This is a genomic window from Klebsiella sp. GL120222-02, assembly GCF_003097195.1.
GTDB lineage: Bacteria > Pseudomonadota > Gammaproteobacteria > Enterobacterales > Enterobacteriaceae > Klebsiella > Klebsiella variicola.
Genome location: NZ_QEQO01000006.1, coordinates 107633 through 128399, shown reverse-complemented (window position 1 = coordinate 128399; position 20767 = coordinate 107633). Strand labels below are relative to the sequence as shown.

At 58.4% G+C, this 20767-nt stretch carries 17 protein-coding genes and 1 pseudogene; 11 read left to right on the top strand and 7 right to left on the bottom strand.

What is annotated here, in order from left to right; genetic code table 11:
• Positions 1-22: 22 nt before the first annotated feature.
• The 4 genes and pseudogenes from selA (at position 23) to N438_RS18225 (ending at position 3979) form a co-directional block, all read left to right on the top strand.
• Positions 23-1411 (top strand): L-seryl-tRNA(Sec) selenium transferase, encoded by a 1389-nt coding sequence (gene selA, locus N438_RS18240; RefSeq protein WP_046882244.1) that lies wholly within the window; start codon positions 23-25, stop codon positions 1409-1411.
• Positions 1408-3249 (top strand): selenocysteine-specific translation elongation factor, encoded by a 1842-nt coding sequence (selB, locus tag N438_RS18235; RefSeq protein WP_044643356.1) that lies wholly within the window; start codon positions 1408-1410, stop codon positions 3247-3249. The genes selA and selB overlap by 4 nt, the downstream gene beginning before the upstream one ends.
• A 42-nt stretch (positions 3250-3291) precedes the next feature.
• A pseudogene (locus N438_RS18230) lies at positions 3292-3384 on the top strand (IclR family transcriptional regulator); the annotation flags it as partial.
• 109 nt (positions 3385-3493) lie between these two features.
• A complete protein-coding gene (locus tag N438_RS18225) occupies positions 3494-3979 on the top strand; it encodes a 4Fe-4S dicluster domain-containing protein (RefSeq protein ID WP_008806868.1) in 486 nt (161 codons plus the stop codon).
• 42 nt (positions 3980-4021) lie between these two features.
• Here N438_RS18225 and avtA read toward each other — a convergent pair whose 3' ends face one another.
• Together avtA and N438_RS18215 are read right to left on the bottom strand one after the other, a co-directional pair.
• Complete coding sequence (gene avtA, locus N438_RS18220) at positions 4022-5278, bottom strand: valine--pyruvate transaminase (protein ID WP_008806869.1); 1257 nt, start codon at positions 5276-5278, stop codon at positions 4022-4024.
• 168 nt (positions 5279-5446) lie between these two features.
• Entirely contained in the window at positions 5447-7480 is a 2034-nt protein-coding gene (locus N438_RS18215) for an alpha-amylase (protein ID WP_008806870.1), read from the bottom strand.
• A gap of 313 nt (positions 7481-7793) precedes the next feature.
• Here N438_RS18215 and N438_RS18205 point away from each other — a divergent pair, with 313 nt between their 5' ends.
• Complete coding sequence (locus tag N438_RS18205; RefSeq protein WP_008806871.1) at positions 7794-8612, top strand: protein bax; 819 nt, start codon at positions 7794-7796, stop codon at positions 8610-8612.
• 38 nt (positions 8613-8650) lie between these two features.
• Here N438_RS18205 and xylR read toward each other — a convergent pair whose 3' ends face one another.
• The 4 genes from xylR to xylF all read right to left on the bottom strand — a co-directional run bounded on the left by xylR (position 8651) and on the right by xylF (position 13824).
• On the bottom strand, positions 8651-9829 hold the full coding sequence (xylR, locus tag N438_RS18200) for a D-xylose utilization transcriptional activator XylR (protein ID WP_008806872.1): 1179 nt from the start codon (positions 9827-9829) through the stop codon (positions 8651-8653).
• Between the two features lie 234 nt (positions 9830-10063).
• On the bottom strand, positions 10064-11245 hold the full coding sequence (gene xylH, locus N438_RS18195) for a xylose ABC transporter permease XylH (RefSeq protein ID WP_008806873.1): 1182 nt from the start codon (positions 11243-11245) through the stop codon (positions 10064-10066).
• Positions 11223-12764, bottom strand: coding sequence for a xylose ABC transporter ATP-binding protein (locus N438_RS18190; protein WP_012540329.1), 1542 nt, complete (start codon positions 12762-12764; stop codon positions 11223-11225). The genes xylH and N438_RS18190 overlap by 23 nt, the downstream gene beginning before the upstream one ends.
• A gap of 64 nt (positions 12765-12828) precedes the next feature.
• The gene (xylF, locus tag N438_RS18185; RefSeq protein ID WP_004210164.1) at positions 12829-13824 is read right to left on the bottom strand and encodes a D-xylose ABC transporter substrate-binding protein; all 996 of its coding nucleotides are present in this window, start codon (positions 13822-13824) and stop codon (positions 12829-12831) included.
• 506 nt (positions 13825-14330) lie between these two features.
• Here xylF and xylA point away from each other — a divergent pair.
• The 4 genes from xylA to yiaA all read left to right on the top strand — a co-directional run bounded on the left by xylA (position 14331) and on the right by yiaA (position 18218).
• Complete coding sequence (gene xylA, locus N438_RS18175; protein ID WP_023298333.1) at positions 14331-15653, top strand: xylose isomerase; 1323 nt, start codon at positions 14331-14333, stop codon at positions 15651-15653.
• Positions 15654-15745: 92 nt separating this feature from the next.
• Positions 15746-17200: a xylulokinase gene (gene xylB / locus N438_RS18170; protein ID WP_048963939.1), complete on the top strand. Its 1455-nt coding sequence runs from the start codon at positions 15746-15748 to the stop codon at positions 17198-17200.
• Between the two features lie 168 nt (positions 17201-17368).
• On the top strand, positions 17369-17740 hold the full coding sequence (gene yiaB, locus N438_RS18165) for an inner membrane protein YiaB (RefSeq protein ID WP_008806878.1): 372 nt from the start codon (positions 17369-17371) through the stop codon (positions 17738-17740).
• A gap of 31 nt (positions 17741-17771) precedes the next feature.
• Positions 17772-18218: an inner membrane protein YiaA gene (yiaA, locus tag N438_RS18160; RefSeq protein WP_008806879.1), complete on the top strand. Its 447-nt coding sequence runs from the start codon at positions 17772-17774 to the stop codon at positions 18216-18218.
• A 26-nt stretch (positions 18219-18244) separates the two neighbouring features.
• Here yiaA and N438_RS18155 read toward each other — a convergent pair whose 3' ends face one another.
• The gene (locus tag N438_RS18155) at positions 18245-19240 is read right to left on the bottom strand and encodes an acyltransferase (RefSeq protein ID WP_040969158.1); all 996 of its coding nucleotides are present in this window, start codon (positions 19238-19240) and stop codon (positions 18245-18247) included.
• Between the two features lie 179 nt (positions 19241-19419).
• Here N438_RS18155 and N438_RS18150 point away from each other — a divergent pair, with 179 nt between their 5' ends.
• Positions 19420-19719: a YsaB family lipoprotein gene (locus N438_RS18150; RefSeq protein WP_077598891.1), complete on the top strand. Its 300-nt coding sequence runs from the start codon at positions 19420-19422 to the stop codon at positions 19717-19719.
• A 127-nt stretch (positions 19720-19846) separates the two neighbouring features.
• Positions 19847-20758, top strand: coding sequence for a glycine--tRNA ligase subunit alpha (glyQ, locus tag N438_RS18140; protein WP_064323952.1), 912 nt, complete (start codon positions 19847-19849; stop codon positions 20756-20758).
• Positions 20759-20767 lie beyond the last annotated feature (9 nt).

The following is a 20767-nucleotide window of genomic DNA, read 5'->3' as shown; positions in this document are numbered from 1 at the left end:
TAACTTACCGCCAGGCCCATTCATGACTACCGATATTCGTGCGCTTTATACCCGGCTTCCGGCCATTGACCGCTTACTACGCGACCCCGCTTTTTCTCCCCTGCTGGCGCAGCACGGCCATTCGCAGGTGGTGGCGCAGCTGCGCCAGATGCTGGATGAGGCGCGGGAACAGATTAGCCAACGGCAGACGCTCCCTGACTGGAGCCATGACTGGCTGCACGCCTGTGAGCAGCGGCTCACCGCCGGCCAGCGGAGCGCCCTGCGTCCGGTGTTTAATCTCACCGGTACGGTATTGCATACCAATCTGGGGCGCGCCATCCAGGCGGAGTCGGCTGTGGAGGCGGTTGCCAGCGCGATGCGCGCGCCGGTGACGCTCGAATATGATCTCAACGACGCCGGGCGCGGCCATCGCGATCGCGCCATTGCCGATCTGCTGTGCCAGATCACCGGCGCGGAAGATGCCTGTATCGTGAACAACAACGCGGCGGCCGTTCTGCTGATGCTGGCGGCCACCGCCAGCGGCCGCGAAGTGGTGGTTTCCCGCGGCGAACTGGTGGAGATCGGCGGCGCATTTCGCATTCCTGATGTGATGCGTCAGGCGGGTTGTCAGCTGCACGAAGTGGGTACCACCAACCGCACCCATGCCAAAGACTATCGTCAGGCGGTGAATGACAATACCGCGCTGCTGATGAAGGTTCACACCAGCAACTACAGCATTGAAGGCTTTACTAAAGCCGTCGACGAAGCGGAGCTGGCGGCCATTGGCCGCGAACTGGACATCCCGGTGGTGGCCGACCTGGGCAGCGGGTCGCTGGTGGATCTCAGCCAGTATGGCCTGCCGAAGGAGCCGATGCCGCAGGAGATGATCGCCGCCGGGGTGAGCCTGGTCAGTTTCTCTGGCGACAAGCTGCTCGGCGGCCCGCAGGCCGGAATTATCGTCGGCAAACGCGCGCTGATTGCCCGGCTGCAAAGCCATCCGCTGAAGCGGGCCCTGCGCGCGGATAAAATGACCCTCGCGGCGCTGGAAGCCACGCTGCGCCTCTATCAGCACCCGGAGGTGCTGACGGAGAGATTACCGACGCTGCGCTTGCTCACCCGTCCGGCGGAAGAGATCCGCCGGCTGGCTGAACGCCTGCTGCCTGACCTGGCGGCACACTATGCTGACTTTGCCGTCAGCGTGGCAGCCTGCCAGTCGCAGATTGGCAGCGGTTCGTTACCCGTTGACCGCCTGCCCAGCGCGGCGTTGACCTTTACCCCGCATGACGGCCGCGGCAGCCGGCTGGAGGCGCTGGCTGCCCGCTGGCGCGCGCTGCCGTGTCCGGTGATTGGCCGCATTGATGATGGTCGGCTCTGGCTGGACCTGCGCTGTCTGGAAGATGAAACCCGGTTTATGGAGATGTTGTTACGATGATTATTGCCACCGCTGGACATGTTGACCACGGCAAAACGACGCTGCTGCAGGCGATAACCGGCGTAAATGCCGATCGTCTGCCGGAAGAGAAAGCGCGGGGAATGACGATCGATCTCGGCTATGCCTACTGGCCGCAGCCGGACGGGCGGGTGCTGGGATTTATTGACGTTCCCGGGCACGAAAAGTTTTTGTCCAACATGCTGGCGGGGGTGGGGGGTATTGACCATGCGCTGCTGGTGGTGGCCTGCGATGACGGGGTGATGGCGCAAACCCGCGAACACCTGGCGATCCTGCAGTTGACCGGAAAGCCGACGCTGACCGTGGCGCTCACCAAAACGGACCGCGTGGCGGCCGCCAGGGTGGAGGAGGTCCGGGCGGAGGTCGAGCAGACTCTGCGCGAGCTGGGCTTTGACGCCGTCGCTTTCTTTCCCACCGCGGCGGCAGAAAACATCGGTATTGCCGAATTGCGCAGCCATCTGTTGCAGCTTGCGGAGCGCCCCCACCCGCAGCAGCAGCGGTTTCGCCTGGCGCTGGACCGCGCTTTTACCGTCAAAGGCGCGGGGCTGGTGGTCACCGGGACGGCGCTCTCCGGCGAAGTACGGGTCGGGGATACTCTGTGGCTCACCGGCGTCAACACGCCGATGCGCGTCCGCGGCCTGCATGCCCAGAATCAAGCGGTTGAGCAGGCGCACGCCGGGCAGCGCATTGCGCTGAATATTGTCGGCGATGCACAGAAAGAGGCAGTGCACCGCGGCGACTGGCTGTTGTCCTCACCGCCGCCGGAGCCTGCGGAACGGGTGATTGTCGAGCTGCAGTGCCATACGCCGCTCAGCCAGTGGCAACCGCTGCATATTCACCATGCTGCCAGCCACATTACCGGTCGGGTGTCGCTCCTCGAGGGCAACCTGGCGGAGCTGGTGCTGGATACCCCGCTGTGGCTGGCGGATAACGACCGGCTGGTGCTCCGCGATATCTCTGCTCGCTTGACGCTGGCCGGCGCACGGGTGGTGACGCTGGATCCCCCGCGCCGCGGCAAACGTAAACCGGAGTATCTGCAGTGGCTGCACGCCCTGGCGGCAGTTGGCGCTGACGATGCGCCGGCGCTTGAGCTGCATCTGCAGCGGGATGCCGTCCGGCTTGAGCGCTTCGCCTGGGCGCGGCAGCTCAGCGAAGCCGGAATGGCGGCCCTGATCCAACGACCGGACTATCTGCAGGCCGGACAGCGCCTGCTCAGTGCGCCGCTTGCCGCCCGCTGGCAGCGAAAATTGCTGGATGCCCTGGCGCGCTACCATGAGCAGCATCGCGACGAGCCGGGCCCTGGCCGGGAGCGCCTGCGCCGCATCGCGCTGCCGATGGAAGATGAAGCGCTGGTGCTGCTGCTGATTGAGCAGATGCGCGAGAGTGGCTTAGTCCACAGCCATCACGGCTGGCTGCATTTGCCGGAGCATAAAGCCGGGTTTACCGACGAGCAGCAGGCGGTCTGGCAGAAGGTGGAGGCCCTGTTCGGCGATGACCCCTGGTGGGTGCGCGATCTCGCGCGCGAAGTCCATGTCGAAGAGTCGCTGATGCGCGCGGTGCTGCGCCAGGCGGCGCAGCAGGGGATGATTACTGCGATCGTCAAGGATCGTTACTACCGCAACGATCGCATTGTGCAGTTCGCCCAGCGGGTGCGCGAGCTGGATCAGCTGCGCGGATCAACCTGCGCCGCGGATTTCCGCGATACCTTAAACGTCGGGCGCAAGCTGGCGATCCAGATCCTGGAGTATTTCGATCGGATTGGCTTCACCCGCCGTCGCGGTAACGATCATATCCTGCGCGATAAGGCGTTGTTTCTGTAATCATTCACGCCAGCTCCCCGGCGGACTTCGTGCAGGGGAGCTGGCGAAAAGAACTTGTTAAAACCGCTGCGTGAGACCGCCGAAGCAATTTCGCGTGAGCTGGGTTTCACGGTGCGTGAAGCGTCAGGCAAATGACCACATCCTGCAGGCCATCTGACAAAAAACAGCGCTGATTCCATTCAGGATCAAAGCGCGGGCAGGGACTATTCTGGCACCCTGCGGTTTTATCCCCAGGGAGCAGAGGATGAACCAGTTTCTTATTGCCAATGCCCAGCGGTGTATTGGCTGTCGTACCTGTGAAGTGGCTTGTGCGGTGGCGCACCAGCAGGCGCAGGATGTCGCCGCCCTGTCGACGAACCATTTCGCGCCGCGTATCCGGGTGGTGAAAAGCGGTGACATATCGACGGCGACGGCGTGCCGGCAATGCGAGGATGCGCCCTGCGCCAGCGTTTGCCCGCAAGGGGCGATTCAGCGCGACAATGACGTCTGGTGGGTCGATCAGCGGCGCTGCATCGGCTGCAAAAGTTGCATGGTGGCCTGCCCGTACGGCGCGATGACCGTTACGGTAGTGAACGAGCAGGCGCAGGCGCTGAAATGCGATTTATGCCATCACCGCGCTGAAGGACCGGCCTGCGTGGCCGCCTGCCCGACGCAGGCGCTGCGGGTGATGGTTCCCGCGGAGCTGGAGGCGCTATGTGCGCAAAAACGCCAGCGGCTGGCGCTGGCGTGAGTGGGGGCGCTGACGGGCGTTACCCGCCCGTGGCGTCAGCGGCTATGCTTCCTGTTCGCGCCAGGCGAATTCAATCTCTTCGGCGAGAATTTTCACCCCGGCCTCAATTTTTTGCGGGTCTGGCACATAGTTCATGCGCATACACTGGTGAGTGTGCGGCCACGGCTTATCCAGACCCGGGAAGAAGTAATCCCCCGGCACCATCAGCACGCCGCGCTTTTTCAGCCGCTGATACAGCAGCTCGGTGGAGACCGGCAGGTCCTTAAACCATAGCCAGAGGAAAATGGCTCCCTCCGGTTTGTGGATCAGGCAGCGCTCCTCCGGTAAATAACGGCGAATAATGGCGATGGTTTCCTGCACCCGCTGGTAATAGAAGGGCTTGATCACCGTCTCTGACAGGCGCAGCAGATCCTGTCGTTTAATCATTTCGCACATCATTGCCGGCCCGATGCCGCCAGGGGCGAGGCTGATAATGCCGTTCATGTTGCTGATGGCGGTGATGATTTTCTCGTTGGCGATGATAATCCCGCAGCGGCTGCCCGGCAGGCCCAGTTTGGACAGGCTCATACACAGCACGATGTTTGGATTCCACAGCGGTCGGGCGTCGCTAAAGATAATGCCCGGGAACGGCACGCCGTAGGCATTATCAATCACCAGCGGGACCCCGTGCTGATTCGCCAGCGCATCCAGTTTGATCAGCTCTTCATCAGTGATGACGTTGCCGGTCGGGTTGGTGGGGCGCGAGACGCAGATCATCCCGGTCTCTTCCGTCACCTGCAGATGTTCAAAATCAACGTGGTATTTGAACTGGCCTTCCGGCAGCAGTTCGATGTTCGGCCGGGTGGCAACGAACAGATCCTCTTCCAGACCGGCATCGGCGTAACCAATATATTCCGGCGTCAGTGGGAACAGTACCTTACGCGTGGTGCCATCTGCCCGACGGCCTGCAAACAGATTAAATAAGTAGAAAAATGCGCTCTGACTGCCGTTTGTTAGCGCAATATTCTGTGGTTCGATCTCCCAGCCCAGCTCGTCGCGCAGCATGTTCGCCAGCAGGCTCAGCAGCTCGCTTTTGCCCTGCGGACCATCATAATTACAAAGCGCATCAAGGGCTTTGCCATTATCCAGCATGTCGGACAGCAGCTGCTGGAAGTAGTCATTCATTTCCGGGATCTGAGCGGGGTTGCCGCCGCCCAGCATAATAGCGCCCGGCGTGCGCAGACCGTCATTAAGGTCTTCCATCAAGCGGGTGATGCCTGAATGACGGGTGAATTTGTCGCCGAAAAGGGAAAATGTCATCGCGAATAGTCTATCGGTGGTTCTGGAAAGTGGCTAACCATAACGCCAGCGCTAGCGTGGTGCAAATCGGCGGGAGGAGACGGCTTTTTATCTTTATCCTGTAAATTACTATTTTGTTAGCGTTTTGTTCTGAATGGCTCCCCGCCAGGGCGGAGAGCCACCTGTGGATTACTGCTGTTGTCCGGCCCAGATGACCATCACTTTGTCTTCACCGCTCTCACGCACGAACCCGTAACCACGCGGCATCGACAGCGTTGTCTGTTTGCCCATGCCGATTGCCGGATGGCGAGCGCGGAACTGACCGATCTTCTGCCAGTGAGTGACGCTGCGGGCCGCCTTGCCGTTAACATCCTGCCAGTTCATCTGCGAACGGGTGCCCTGTAGCGGGTCCGAGCCGGTGGGGCCGAACGGACGTGATGATTCGTCACCATAGAAAATCTGCACGGCGCCAGGGGCCAGCAGCAACAGCTCCGCCGCGGTGGTGCCGCCTTCGCGGAACAGGCGCGTATCGTGCGAGGAGAGGTAACTCAGGACGTTAAAGCTCTGCAGCTTGTCCGCCATTTGCTGCCAGGTGAGGTCAATATTAGCCATACAGGTCGCCGCTTTCGCCGCCTGATCCTGATAGTCGAAATTGATCATCGCATCAAAACCGTGGCGATAATAATCGCTCTGCATCACTCCATGTCCCCAGGCTTCGCCGGTCATCCAGAACGGCGCCGCATCCAGCGCTTTATCCGGATTGGCTTTCTTCCACTCCGCCAGCGCGGCGGTGGCCTGGGTTTTTAACTGCTGCCAGGCGTCCATCTCCACATGTTTGGCGGTATCGACGCGGAAGCCATCGATGCCGTAGTCGCGTACCCACTGGCTCAGCCAGTGTGTCAGGTAGTCGCGCGGCGTATAGCCCGGGATCGCTTTCGCTGCGGTGTCTGGTTTATGGCTATAGAAGTTCGGCAGGCCTGAGGCTTCCTTCGATTCGGTTTTCAGATCCGGCAGGAAGGCCAGCGACATGGTGAGATCGTCATAGCCTGGGTTGTCATAATCGCCGATATCGGTGCGGATCCACTTCTTGCCCCACCATTTCTCCCAGCCGGCTTTGTCGCTGAAGTTGATGTAGTCGTTAAAGCTATGCCAGGTCTGGCCCGCGCCCGGTTTCCAGTCCGTCCAGCGCTCGCCAAGGGTTTTTTTCAGCTCATCGCCTTGCAGATACAGGGCGCCGAACTGGAACTCCTGCATGTCGGCCAGGGTAGCGTAACCGGTATGGTTCATCACCACGTCAAACAGGATGCGTATGCCGCGCTTATGCGCTTCATCCACCAGTCGGCGGAGATCCGCTTCGGTCCCCATGTTGGCGTCCAGTTTCGACCAGTCCTGGGTGTAATAGCCGTGGTAGGCGTAGTGCGGGAAATCGCCCTTCGTGCCGCCGCCGACCCAGCCGTGGATCTGCTCGAGCGGGGAGCTGATCCACAGGGCGTTAACCCCCATCTGCTGCAGATAATCCAGCTTGCTGGTTAATCCCTGCAGGTCGCCGCCGTGGAAGGTGCCGATCTCCTGCATGCCGTCTTTATGACGGCCATAGCTGTTGTCGTTGGCCGGGTTGCCATTTACAAAGCGATCGGTCAGGACGAAGTAGACAGTGGCGTTGTGCCAGTCAAACGGCGCCGGGGCGGCGGTCTCGGCGCGCTCGAGCAGCAGCAGGCCATTGCTGCCGAAGGCGGGCTGCAGGGTGATTTTGCCGCCGCTGACGGTCGCGACATTGCCGCTGTAGAAATCGCGGACCTTGCTGCCCTCGGCGAAGGTTTTGCTGACGTCGATGGTCAGCGGTTTTCCATCCCACTTCGGACACTGACGGATTTGCGGCGCCGCGGCGCTGGCCTCTTTTTCCTCCAGCGAAATCATCATTGTCGGTGTGCCGGAGCGGGTATCCACCTCCAGGGTATACAACCCCTGGCGGAAGATACGCCATTGCGGCGGGGTGCCACGGCAGGGCTCCATGGACAGCATCTGGTTGAGCTTAATGCCGCCGGAAGGCTGCCAGCACTGCTGGTCAAAATTTAGCTGCAGAGGACGTGTACCCTTCTCAACCACTTTCTGGCTGATGAATCGGCCCGTCCCTTCTTCGGTAAAGGCAGGGAAGTCGGTAGTAGTCCAGGCGGCAAAGGCCATCCCAGGCACGAATAACGTGGCAAGCGCAGCGAGTTTCATTGCGGGATCCTTGAGCGGTTTTTATCTAGTGTGCCTTGTTGCCGCACGGGTGAACTCCTCCTGGCGGGCGTTTTACCAGGAGGATGAAAAGGGGTGAGTGACACCGCTCAAAAAATAGGCTAAAAATGAGACGAAGCTAGCATTTTCGCACTGGCGATGCGTCGCAGAAACCGATTTCAGATGACACCAATTCGGAATTGGACTATTTCTGTTGATGCTCTCATTGCGTATTTTTGATACTATTAGCGATTCAGCTATCGTTTTTTTGTGAAAAACAAGGTGTTGGAATGCATATATCCGACCAGGAGACCTGATGATATCGAATCCCATACGACGATATGGGGCCGCCATACTTATGTTACTAACCTGTGTATTTTCAGGTAGTGTGTTGGCAACAACGCACACAGCAACAAAGAGTCATAAAGCCCCAACGGTTAAGAAGATCAGTAGTACTAAGGTAAGCAGTAAACAAGAGTATTCTCGCAATAGTGTAAAGAGCAGTTCACTTCCTGACTTGCGAAAATACCCTTCCGGAACACCAAGGAAAAAAGCGTTTCTCCGGACGGTCATGCCTTATATTACCAAGCAGAATCAGGCGATTACTGCGGATCGTAACTGGCTTGTCTCCAAGCAGTACGATGCTCGCTGGTCGCCGACTGAGAAGGCGCGCCTGAAAGATATCGCTGCCCGTTATAAGGTGAAGTGGTCAGGCAATACGCGTCATGTGCCCTGGAACGCGCTGCTTGAGCGTGTCGACATTATTCCGAACAGTATGGTAGCAACCATGGCGGCGGCGGAAAGTGGCTGGGGTACCTCCAAGCTGGCGCGTGAGAACAACAACCTGTTTGGCATGAAGTGCGGCGCCGGTCGCTGCCGCGGGGCGATGAAAGGCTACTCGCAGTTCGAATCAGTGGAGCAGTCGGTGCAGGCTTATGTCACCAACCTGAACACCCACCCGGCTTATTCTTCATTCCGCAAATCGCGCCTGCAGCTGCGCAAGGCGGATCAGGAAGTGACGGCCAGTACGATGATTCATAAGCTGAAGGGTTATTCGACCAAAGGGTCGAGCTACAACAACTATCTCTTCGCGATGTATCAGGACAATCAGCGGCTCATCGCCGCCCATCTGTAATCCGGATGCCCGGCCTTGTCGCCGGGCATTTTTTTGCCCTACAGCATCACCTCGCTGTGCCGGTCACGGTACTCTTTCGGCGTCACGTCGTACTCCTTCTTAAACACCGAATAAAAATATTGCAGCGACGGGTAGCCGCACATCTGTGAAATCTCATTGATCGACAGACTGGTGGACACCAGCAGGCTGCGCGCCTTTTCCAGTTTTTCGCTGTGGATCACCGTGTGGATGGTCTCCCCGACCTCCTCTTTGAAGCGTTTTTCCAGATTAGAGCGAGAGATGCCCACGGCGTCGAGCACCTGTTCCACCTTGATGCCTTTGCAGGCATTGTTGCGAATGTAATGCATCGCCTGTATCACGGAGGGATCGTTTAACGACCGGTAGTCGGTGGAGCGTCGCTCAACGACGCGCATCGGCGGGATCAGCTGGCGCTGCAGCGGGAGCACCTCGTTATTCAGCAGCCGGTGGAGTAATTTTGCCGCCTGATAACCCATCTGGCGGGTGCCCTGGGCGACGGAGGAGAGGGCGACGCGAGAGAGATAGCGGGTCAGCTCCTCGTTATCGATGCCAATAACGCAGAGTTTCTCTGGCACCGGGATATGCAGCAGCTCGCAGGCCTGCAGGACGTGGCGGGCGCGGGCGTCGGTGACGGCGATGATGCCGGTTTGCGGCGGCAGGGTTTGCAGCCAGTCGGCGAGCCGGTTTTGCGCGTGCTGCCAGTTTTCCGGCGCCGTCTCCAGCCCCTGGTAGACCACGCCGCGATACTTCTCCTTCGCGACCAGCTGGCAGAAGGCATACTCGCGCTCTACCGCCCAGCGTTTACCGCTGGAGGTGGGGAGTCCGTAAAACGCGAAGCGGTGCACCCCTTTTTCCTTCAAATGAAGAAAGGCGCTTTCCACCAGCGCGGCGTTGTCCGTGGCAATATAGTGGACCGGCGGGTACTGCTCTGGCTGATGATAAGAGCCGCCGACGCCGACGATGGGCACGTGGACATCGGCCAGCAGCTTTTCAATTTCGGGATCGTCATAGTCGGCGATAACGCCATCGCCCAACCACTCTTTGATGTTTTCGATTCGTGCCCGAAAATCCTCTTCAATAAAGATATCCCACTCCAGCTGGGAGGCTTGCAGATACTCGCCGACGCCCTCAACCACCTGGCGGTCATAAGCTTTGTTGGCATTGAATAACAGCGTAATACGGTGACGCTTTTCAAACATAGATAATGTTCCTGCTCTAACCCCGGTCATACCCCTTCATTCATGATGTTGCCGATGGCCTGGCTTCCTCACTCACCCGGGCCACGTACGCCGGTACGCAGCCCGTGGGCGCCGTCTGCAACCCGAATGCTGTTGGGTATACACTACCGGCTAATGCCCGAGATATTTCAAGCGCCTTGTGGCGAAGTTTGGCGGTAGCGCAAAGAATTCAGACATTCTCCAGAGAGTCTCTCCTCACGCGCGCCGCTTGGTGGCGGAGTCCATCCACACCGCCAGCAGCAAAATGGCGCCTTTAACGATATATTGCCAGAAGGTGGCGACGTCCATCATGCTCATGCCGTTATCCAGGGCTGACATAATAAACGCCCCCATTACCGCTCCGGCGACGCTGCCGATGCCGCCCGCCAGGCTGGTGCCGCCGATGACGCAGGCGGCGATGGCGTCCAGTTCGGCGATATTGCCCGCCGAGGGCGACCCGGCGCCGAGGCGCGAGCTGAGGATCAGCCCGGCAATGGCGACCATCAGGCCGTTAATGGCAAACACCGCCAGCTTGGTACGCTCGACGTTGATCCCTGAGAGGCGGGCCGCCTCCAGGTTGCCGCCGATGGCATAGATGCGACGACCAAAGGCGGTGCGGGTGGCCATAAACAGACCTGCCAGCAGCAGGGCAGCGAGGATCAGCACCGGGGTCGGCACGCCACGATAGTCATTGAGCAGCCAGATTGCGCCCAGCACAATCACCGCGGTAATGGCCTGACGGCCAACGGCGGCGGTGGAGGACGAGGTCGCCAGACCTAACGCCTGACGGCGCATCCGCCCGCGCCACTGCCAGACGATAAACGCCGCCATGCCGACAACGCCGATGCCAAACCCAATACCGTCTGGCAGATAGCTTTGGCCGATCTGCGCCATCGCCGGGCTGGTGGGCGAGACGGTGGTCCCGTTGGTGATGCCGATCAGAATGCCGCGAAACGCCAGCATCCCGGCGAGGGTGACGATAAACGAGGGAACCTTGCGATAGGCCACCCACCATCCGTTCCACGCCCCGAGCAGCAGGCCCATCACCAGCGTCACCAGGATGGTGAGCGGCAGCGGCCAGCCGAGCCAGACGTCAAAGATTGCCGCGGCGCCGCCCAGCAGCCCCATCATCGAGCCGACGGACAGGTCGATTTCTGCCGAAATAATCACAAACACCATGCCAACGGCGAGGATGCCGGTGATGGCCGTCTGGCGCAGCAGGTTGGAGATATTGCGTGCGCTCAGGTAGGCGCCATCGGTAACCCAGGTGAAAAACAGCATAATGACGACGATGGCGGCGATCATCACAAAGACCTGGAGATTCAGCCCCTTCAGCGCCGGCAAGGCGGCGGGGGCGGTTGGGGTGAGTTTGATTTCAGACGACGTGTTCTTCGACATGGCGTTCGCTCCTCAGCGCGGCTTCCATCACCTGTTCCTGGGTCAGATGTTGATTAACCAAATTGGCTTTTAGTCTACCTTCGTGCATGACCAGCACCCGATCGCTGAGACCGAGCACCTCGGGCAGTTCTGATGAAATGACAATGACCGCGATGCCCTGCTGCACCAGCTGGTTAATCAGTTTATAAATTTCATACTTCGCCCCGATATCGATGCCACGGGTGGGTTCGTCGAGGATCAGAATGCGCGGATTGAGCAGCAGACAGCGCGCGAGTATCGCCTTTTGCTGGTTGCCGCCGCTCAGACGGCCAATCGCCAGTTCCGGCGAGGAGGTTTTAATTTTCAAACGCTGAATGGACTGCTGAATGCAGTGCTGCTCGGCGGCGTCGTCCAGGCTGCTCATCGCGCCGGTGAACTGGTTGAGCGCCGCCAGGGTAATGTTTTTGCCCACCGCCATCACCGGCACGATGCCGTCTTTTTTGCGGTCTTCCGGCACCATGGCGATGCCGTGGGCAATGGCCTGCTGGCAGTTAGAAATGCTCACCGGCTGGCCATCAATAAAGATCTCCCCTTGCCAGCGCCCCGGCCAGACGCCGAACAGGCACTGTACCGCCTCGGTACGTCCGGCGCCGACCAACCCGGCGATGCCGAGGATTTCCCCGCGACGCAGGGAAAACGAGACGTCATTGACGCGTTTAATATGGCGGTTTACCGGGTGCCAGGCGGTTAAATGTTCGACCCGCAGGATCTCCTCGCCGTGGGCGTGCGGCTCGCTGGGATAGAGCGCGGTGAGCTCGCGGCCGACCATCATGGTGATGATATCGTCTTCGCTCATGCCGCTGGCGTCGCGGGTGCCGATGTGCTGGCCATCGCGGATCACGCAGATCGTGTCGGAGATCGCTTTGACCTCATTGAGCTTGTGAGAAATATAAATGCAGGCGATACCGTGGTTTTGCAGATCGCGAATGATCGTCAGCAGCGTCGCGGTCTCTTGTTCGGTTAAGGAAGCGGTCGGTTCGTCGAGGATCAGCAGACGAACCTGTTTATTCAGCGCCTTGGCTATCTCCACCAGCTGCTGCTGGCCAAGGCCGAGGTCGCCGACGCGGGTGTCGGGCGATATGGGCAGATTGACCTGCGCCAACAGCTTCTGACAGCGCAGCGTCATGGTTTCATAATCCAGCAGACCGTGGCGGGAGATCTCGGCGCCGAGGAAAATATTCTCCAGCACGGTGAGATGTTTCACCAGCGCCAGCTCCTGGTGAATAATGGCGATGCCTTTGCGTTCGGTATCGCGAATATGGTTTGCCTGCAGCGTTTCGCCGGCAAAAATAATCTCGCCCTCATAGCTTCCGTGCGGATAGATACCGCACAACACCTTCATCAGCGTCGATTTCCCCGACCCATTTTCACCGCATAACGAGACCACTTCGCCAGCGTTCAGACGCAGGCTGACGTTATCCACGGCTTTAACGGCGCCGAAGGTTTTGGTGATGTTCTTCATTTCGAGTAGCCAGGCCATAAAGACTCCGCAAAAGTGATATCCGGCGGGATGAAAATGACGCCCCGGAGCGGGGCGTCAGCCATTACAATTCACTCTTTTTATGGAAACCGTCTTTAATCACCGTGGCGTCAATATTCTCTTTATTCACCTCAATGGGCGTTAACAGGCGCGAAGGGACATCTTTTAAGCCGTTATTCAGCGTGGTATCGGCCTTCGGCTGCTTATCGTTACCCAGCTCAACGGCGATTTCAGCGGCGTTGGTGGCCAGGGTGGTAATCGGTTTATAGACGGTCATCGTCTGAGTACCGGAAATAATGCGCTTCACACCCGCCAGGTCAGCATCCTGACCGGAGATCGCCACTTTACCGGCCAGCCCCTGGGCGGTTAAGGCCTGGATGGCGCCGCCGGCGGTGGCGTCATTGGAGGCGACCACGGCATCGATCTTGTTATTATTCGCCGTCAGCGCGTTTTCCATTATTTTCAGCGCGTTCTCCGGCAGCCAGCCGTCAACCCACTGATCGCCGACAATCTTAATTTTGCCTTCATCCACATACGGTTTGAGGACCTTCATCTGCCCGGCGCGGAACAGTTTGGCGTTATTATCCACCGGCGAGCCGCCCATCAGGAAATAATTACCCTGCGGCACTTTGTCGACCAGACTTTGCGCCTGCATTTCACCAACTTTTTCATTGTCGAAAGAAATATAGAAATCAATATCAGCATTATTAATCATACGGTCATAGGCCAGGACTTTAATACCTTCCTGCTTGGCTTCTTTAATCACGTTGCTGAGTACCTGACCGTTATAAGGAATAATGACTAACACATCGACGCCGCGGTTGATCATATTTTCAATTTGCGACATCTGCGTTTCTTCATTGCCGTTGGCGGATTGGACAAAAACTTTGGCGCCTAAGGATTCCGCTTTATTGACGAAAATATCACGGTCTTTCTGCCAGCGCTCCAGACGCAGATCGTCGATGGCCATGCCAATCTTCACTTCTTTCGCCATCCCCGCCATGCTGGCGAGCAGGAGGGAGCTGGCGCAAAGTGTAAGGCAAAGGTTCTTTATCTTCATAATAATGATACCTTTTTTGTAAGGGTAGATAAGACGAACGGAAAAATAATGTTTGATACATGAGGTTGCGGATACGTTACAGATTCTTAACGCGGAAAGCAGGGCTGGCAATTACCGGTTCTTATTTTGCCGTTATGAAATTTCGTTTAATGTGCAAATTATGACGGCGATCGTATTTTATTCATGCACACTCTTATTATTGCACTGGACTTGTCCGACAAGGCACGGAGAAGGCGGAAGTATATTATTTTTTGCGAGCTGGCGCACGTTTGTGGATTCTCTCAATGGCGGTGTGAAATAACGTAATTGAGGAGATGGAAAGTGAAATTCTATATTGGCTTAAACCCGTCATACTTCAAGTTGTAGGTGGGTTGGTGACATTCGTTGCTCCGACCTCTTGCTGGTACCAGCGCCTGGAGGTTCACGCTCTTGCCGCCTTCCTGCAACTCGAATTATTTAGGGTATCTGATTGGTTATTCGCCGCATCTCTGAATATGGAGTTCTCTATGCAGACCTATTTCGATCAACTCGATCGCGTTCGTTACGAAGGCCCGAAATCCACTAACCCGCTGGCTTTCCGTCACTACAACCCGGATGAACTGGTGCTGGGCAAACGGATGGAAGATCATCTGCGTTTTGCGGCCTGTTACTGGCATACCTTCTGCTGGAATGGCGCCGATATGTTTGGCGTGGGCTCCTTCGACCGTCCATGGCAGCAGCCTGGCGACGCCCTGGAGATGGCCAAACGTAAAGCCGATGTGGCGTTTGAATTCTTCCACAAACTCAACGTGCCTTACTACTGCTTCCACGACGTTGACGTCTCGCCGGAAGGCGCTTCGCTCAAGGAGTACAGCAATAACTTCGCCCGCATGGTCGAGGTGCTGGCAGAGAAACAGCAGCAGAGCGGCGTGAAGCTTTTGTGGGGGACCGCAAACTGTTTTACCAACCCGCGCTACGGCGCTGGCGCGGCCACCAACCCGGATCCGGAAGTGTTTAGCTGGGCGGCCACCCAGGTGGTCACCGCCATGAATGCCACTCATCAGCTGGGAGGCGAAAACTATGTGCTGTGGGGCGGTCGCGAGGGCTATGAAACCCTGCTGAATACCGACCTGCGCCAGGAGCGTGAACAGATTGGCCGCTTCATGCAACTGGTGGTGGAGCATAAGCATAAAATTGGCTTTAAAGGCACGCTGCTGATTGAGCCCAAACCGCAGGAACCGACCAAGCATCAGTATGACTATGATGCCTCTACCGTTTACGGCTTCCTCAAACAGTTTGGTCTGGAAAAAGAGATTAAACTGAATATTGAAGCTAACCATGCCACGCTCGCCGGCCATTCGTTCCATCATGAAATCGCGACGGCCATCGCGCTGGGGCTGTTCGGCTCCGTCGACGCCAACCGCGGCGATCCGCAGCTGGGCTGGGATACCGACCAGTTCCCGAACAGCGTCGAAGAGAATGCGCTGGTGATGTATGAAATTCTTAAAGCGGGCGGCTTCACCACCGGTGGCCTCAACTTTGATGCGAAAGTGCGCCGGCAGAGTACCGACAAATACGACCTGTTCTATGGTCATATTGGCGCGATGGATACCATGGCGCTGTCGCTGAAAGTTGCGGCGCGGATGATTGAGGACGGTGAGCTGGATAAACGCGTGGCCAGACGCTACGCCGGCTGGAACGGTGAGCTGGGGCAGCAGATCCTTAACGGGCAGATGACCCTCAGCGACATAGCCCAGTATGCCACTCAGCATCAGCTGGCGCCGCAGCATCGCAGCGGCCAGCAGGAACAACTGGAAAACCTGGTCAACCATTATCTGTTTGATAAGTAATCATGCGGCGGCGCCCGGCGTGACCGGCGTCGCAACCAGGATGCTCTGTTCGCGCCACGCTTAGCCGTGGCGCGCGTTTAAGGAGAGGTAGTATGTATATCGGCATCGATCTGGGAACATCGGGCGTCAAAGCCATTCTGCTGAATGAGCAGGGTGAGGTAGTGGCATCGCATACCGAAAAACTCACCGTCTCGCGTCCTCATCCGCTGTGGTCGGAACAAGATCCCGAACAGTGGTGGCTGGCGACAGACACGGCGATGAAAGCCCTGGGCGCGCAGTATAGCCTGCGCGACGTGAAGGCGCTGGGCATCGCTGGTCAGATGCACGGCGCCACGTTGCTGGATAAATCGTTACAGGTGCTGCGTCCGGCCATTTTATGGAATGACGGCCGCTGCGCCGAAGAGTGCCAGCTGCTGGAGGAAAAAGTCAGCGCTTCCCGGCAGATCACCGGCAACCTGATGATGCCGGGCTTTACGGCGCCGAAGTTACTCTGGGTGCAGCGCCACGAGGCGGCGGTGTTCAACCAGGTCGATAAAGTGCTGCTGCCGAAGGACTATCTGCGCCTGCGCATGACCGGCGAGCTTGCCAGCGACATGTCTGACGCCGCCGGTACGATGTGGCTGGACGTCGCCCGGCGTGACTGGAGCGATGAGATGCTCGCCGCCTGCGATCTCAGTCGGGATGCGATGCCGGCGCTGTTTGAAGGCAGCGACGTCACCGGGCAACTGCGACCTGAGGTGGCGCAGGCGTGGAATATGCCGCAGGCGCTGGTGGTGGGCGGCGGCGGCGACAACGCCGCAGGCGCGGTCGGGGTCGGAATGGCCGACGCCGGCCAGGCAATGCTGTCGCTGGGCACCTCAGGCGTCTACTTCGCCGTCAGCGAAGGGTTCCTCAGCAAACCCGAAAGCGCGGTGCACAGCTTCTGCCATGCGCTGCCGGGCCGCTGGCATCTGATGTCGGTGATGCTCAGCGCGGCCTCCTGCCTGGACTGGGCGGCGAAATTAACCGGCCTGGCCAGCGTGCCGGCGCTGATCGCGGCGGCGCAGACGGCGGATGAAAGCGCCGGTCCGGTGTGGTTCCTGCCCTATCTGTCGGGCGAACGCACGCCGCACAACAACCCGCAGGCCAAGGGCGTCTTTTTTGGCCTGACGCATCAGCATGGGCCGGCAGAGCTGGCGCGGGCGGTGCTGGAGGGCGTGGGCTATGCGCTGGCGGATGGCATGGACGTGGTACACGCCTGCGGCATCAAGCCGCAGAGCATCACGCTTATCGGCGGCGGGGCGCGCAGCGCTTACTGGCGGCAAATGCTGGCGGATATTAGCGGCCTGCAGCTCGATTACCGTACCGGGGGCGATGTCGGCCCGGCGCTGGGGGCGGCCCGGCTGGCGCAGCTGGCGGTGCACGACGAGGCAGACCGCGCCGGGCTGCTGAAGCCGCTGCCGCTTGAACAAGCGCATCGCCCGGACGATCGCCGTGTGGCCCACTATGCGCCACAGCGGGAAACCTTCCGCCAGATTTATCAGCAGCTGAAACCGCTGATGTCTTAGCCTCAGTCCGTCCGGCAGCGCCGGGCGGATTCCCTCCCTGAATGTCCCGGCTACATCCATCCAAAAAAGCGTATTTGTTTATTCCGAAATCTCCGCTTTCCGGTGCGTAACCTGCGGCATCGCCGGGGGAGTCGGTCATAATCAGCCCCTGTCGACCAGGGAGGTGAGATGAACACAAAACGCAACATTGCCAGGGTGATGATGGCAGCAGGATCGCTGGTTTATCTGCTCGGTATCTGGCGAACCTGCCCGTTGTTTAGCGGTAAAGGTTATTTTCTCGGCGTACTGGTGATGGGGATGTTTGCCGTCCTCGCCCATCAGCGCGCCAGCCAGTGGCAGGAACAGGACGACGGCTTTATTGCCTTATGTCGGCTGGTGCTGCTGCTATCGGTCGGCCTGCTGCTGGTTGGCGCCTGGTATGTGCCGGCAGACTGGCATGAAAAAGCCGTCTATATCGCGGCGTGGTTTGTCTGCTTATATGGCGCATCGGCAACCCCCGAACGGACCCGCGTCGCCCGGGCGATGCAAAAAACGGAATAAGCGCCGCTCCGAGGCGCGTAAAAGGTAAAAAGTGATGGAAAACAAGCACGCGACGTATTCTCCGGCGTTTCATTTGATCTCCTGGATTGCCCTGATCGGCGGCATCGTCACCTATCTGGTGGGGCTGTGGAATGCCGATATGCAGTTGAATGAGAAAGGCTATTATTTTGCTGTCCTGGTACTGGGGCTGTTTGCCGCGGCATCTTATCAAAAGACGGTGCGCGATAAGTATGAAGCCATTCCGACCACCGCGCTGTACTACACCACCTGCCTGGTGGTCTTCGTTATCGCTGTAGGTCTGCTGGTTATCGGACTGTGGAATGCCACTCTGCTGCTCAGCGAGAAAGGGTTCTATGGGCTGGCGTACTTTTTGAGCCTGTTTGGCGCTGTTGCGGTGCAGAAAAACGTGCGTGATGCCTGGGACCCGACGCGCTTACGGGAACCTCTCAGCGTGACGGAAGAGGGGCCTGAGTCGTAAGTCGGGCCCCTCCGGGTGGCGGACCGTTAGCTGACCAGCCGGCGGCTATCAATCCGCTGCACCAGGCCTGACAGCAGCAGGCTGCCGAGCAGGGCGGCGCTAAATATCCACACAATGTCCAGCAGCGGCCAGCGGGACAGCTCCAGATGGCTGGCGCGCAGCGCATGCACTATCAGGGCATGGAAACCGTAGATCCCCAGTGAATGTCGCGCAATGCAGGCGATACCGGGCAGGGGACGTGCGTTAAGCCAGTTTTTGGCCAGCGTCAGCAGGGCGACCGCGCAAACGAACACCGCCGGCCCGCAGTAGAGATACCAGGTGTCGCCAAAGTCTCCGCGCCAGCGCAGCTCATGCAACGTGCCGCGGGAGATAACCCACACGGCGGCGATGAACAGCGCGGCGCAGAGCGGGGTCAGCCATTTTTTATCGGTGTCCAGGGTGCCAATGGCTCTGCCCAGCACGCCGTAGAGCACGTAGTAGAAGGTATCGCCGTTGATATAGAGGTTGACTGGCAGCCACTCAATCCCGGCGGCTTTGACGCTGACCATATTGGGGTTGGCCAGAATACCGAGGATCGCCATCAGCGCCAGCAGCATTTTGCCACTGACGGACTTAACCTGAATCAGCGGCGAGAGCAGGTAGATGACGGCGATAGCAAAGAAAAACCACAGGTGGTAGAAGACGGGCTTCTGCAGCAAATTCTTTAACGATAGCTCGACGTTGATATGGGTAAACAGCGCGATATACAGCAGAGACAGCGCGCTATAGAACGCAATGCACAAACCAATTCGCCAGAAATGGCGCGGCTGGGCGCTGCGCTCGCCAAAAAACAGGTATCCCGAGATCATAAAAAACAGCGGCACGCTGACGCGGGAGGCGGAATTGAGCAGATTGGCGATGTCCCATTCCATAAGGGTGATGGCATGCGGATGAGTGATATACCAACTGGTACTGTGGATCATCACCACCATCATGCAGGCGATACCGCGCAGGTTGGTGATCCAGTGTATCTTTTCTTGCATCAGTCCCTCAAAGTCTGCTGGCGAAATAAGGTCTGACCCGCCTTATGTCCCGGTGTCGCAATAGATTAGTCTGAGTTTTCGGTCACAGACTTGTCGCGGTTTTATGATATTCGCAAAATACCTGTAATACTGAATCTTTACGATAACAACTTGCTAACAAGGCGGTGGAGGAGTACGTGGTGAAAGGTGTTGTTTCCGTTATGCTGGTGCTGCTCCTCGCGGGCTGCAGCGAGACCATTTCTCCCCCGGCGCAAAAAGCGCAGCGCGCACGCATTACTCCGCAAACGACGCTCAATATGGCCCAGCTTTGCAAGGATCAGGCCGCTATTCGCTACAACACGCAAACGCAGCTCGTTGACGTGAACCATTTTGAACAATTCCAGGCGAGCTATGAGCTTTCGGGGCGGACCGGCAAGAATGAGCGTTTCATCTGTTCCTTTGACCCGGACGGCCAGTTTATGCATCTTTCGATGCGCTGAATCGACCCCGGCTGGCGTAAATTTCGTCCGTTTTCCTGAAACAACGCCGTTTCGTACTGTATATCTCGCAGCCAGCGGGTATACTGACTCCTTCCTTTAAATCCACACGTATCCAGCACGAAATCATATGCAAAAGTTTGATACCAGGACCTTCCAGGGCCTGATCCTGACCTTACAGGATTACTGGGCTCGTCAGGGCTGCACCATTGTTCAACCACTGGACATGGAAGTCGGCGCCGGCACCTCTCACCCGATGACCTGCCTGCGCGCGTTAGGGCCGGAGCCAATGGCGACCGCCTACGTGCAGCCTTCCCGTCGTCCAACCGATGGCCGCTATGGCGAAAACCCGAACCGTTTACAGCACTACTATCAGTTCCAGGTGGTGATTAAGCCCTCGCCGGACAACATTCAGGAGCTGTACCTCGGATCGCTGAAAGAGCTGGGTATGGACCCGACCATTCACGATATTCGTTTTGTCGAAGACAACTGGGAAAACCCGACGCTGGGCGCCTGGGGTCTGGGTTGGGAAGTGTGGCTCAACGGCATGGAAGTGACGCAGTTCACCTACTTCCAGCAGGTGGGCGGCCTCGAGTGTAAGCCGGTGACCGGCGAGATCACCTACGGTCTGGAGCGTCTGGCGATGTACATCCAGGGCGTGGACAGCGTTTATGACCTGGTCTGGAGCGATGGCCCGCTGGGTAAAACCACTTACGGCGACGTGTTCCACCAGAATGAAGTGGAGCAGTCCACCTATAACTTCGAACACGCCGACGTCGACTTCCTGTTCTCCTGCTTTGAGCAGTATGAGAAAGAGGCCCAGCAGCTGCTGGCGCTGGAGACTCCGCTGCCGCTGCCGGCCTATGAACGTATCCTGAAAGCGGCTCACAGCTTTAACCTGCTGGATGCGCGTAAAGCCATCTCCGTCACCGAGCGTCAGCGCTATATTCTGCGCATTCGCACCCTGACTAAAGCAGTGGCGGAAGCGTACTACGCTTCCCGTGAAGCGCTCGGCTTCCCGATGTGCAACAAGAATAAATAAGAGGCGGCC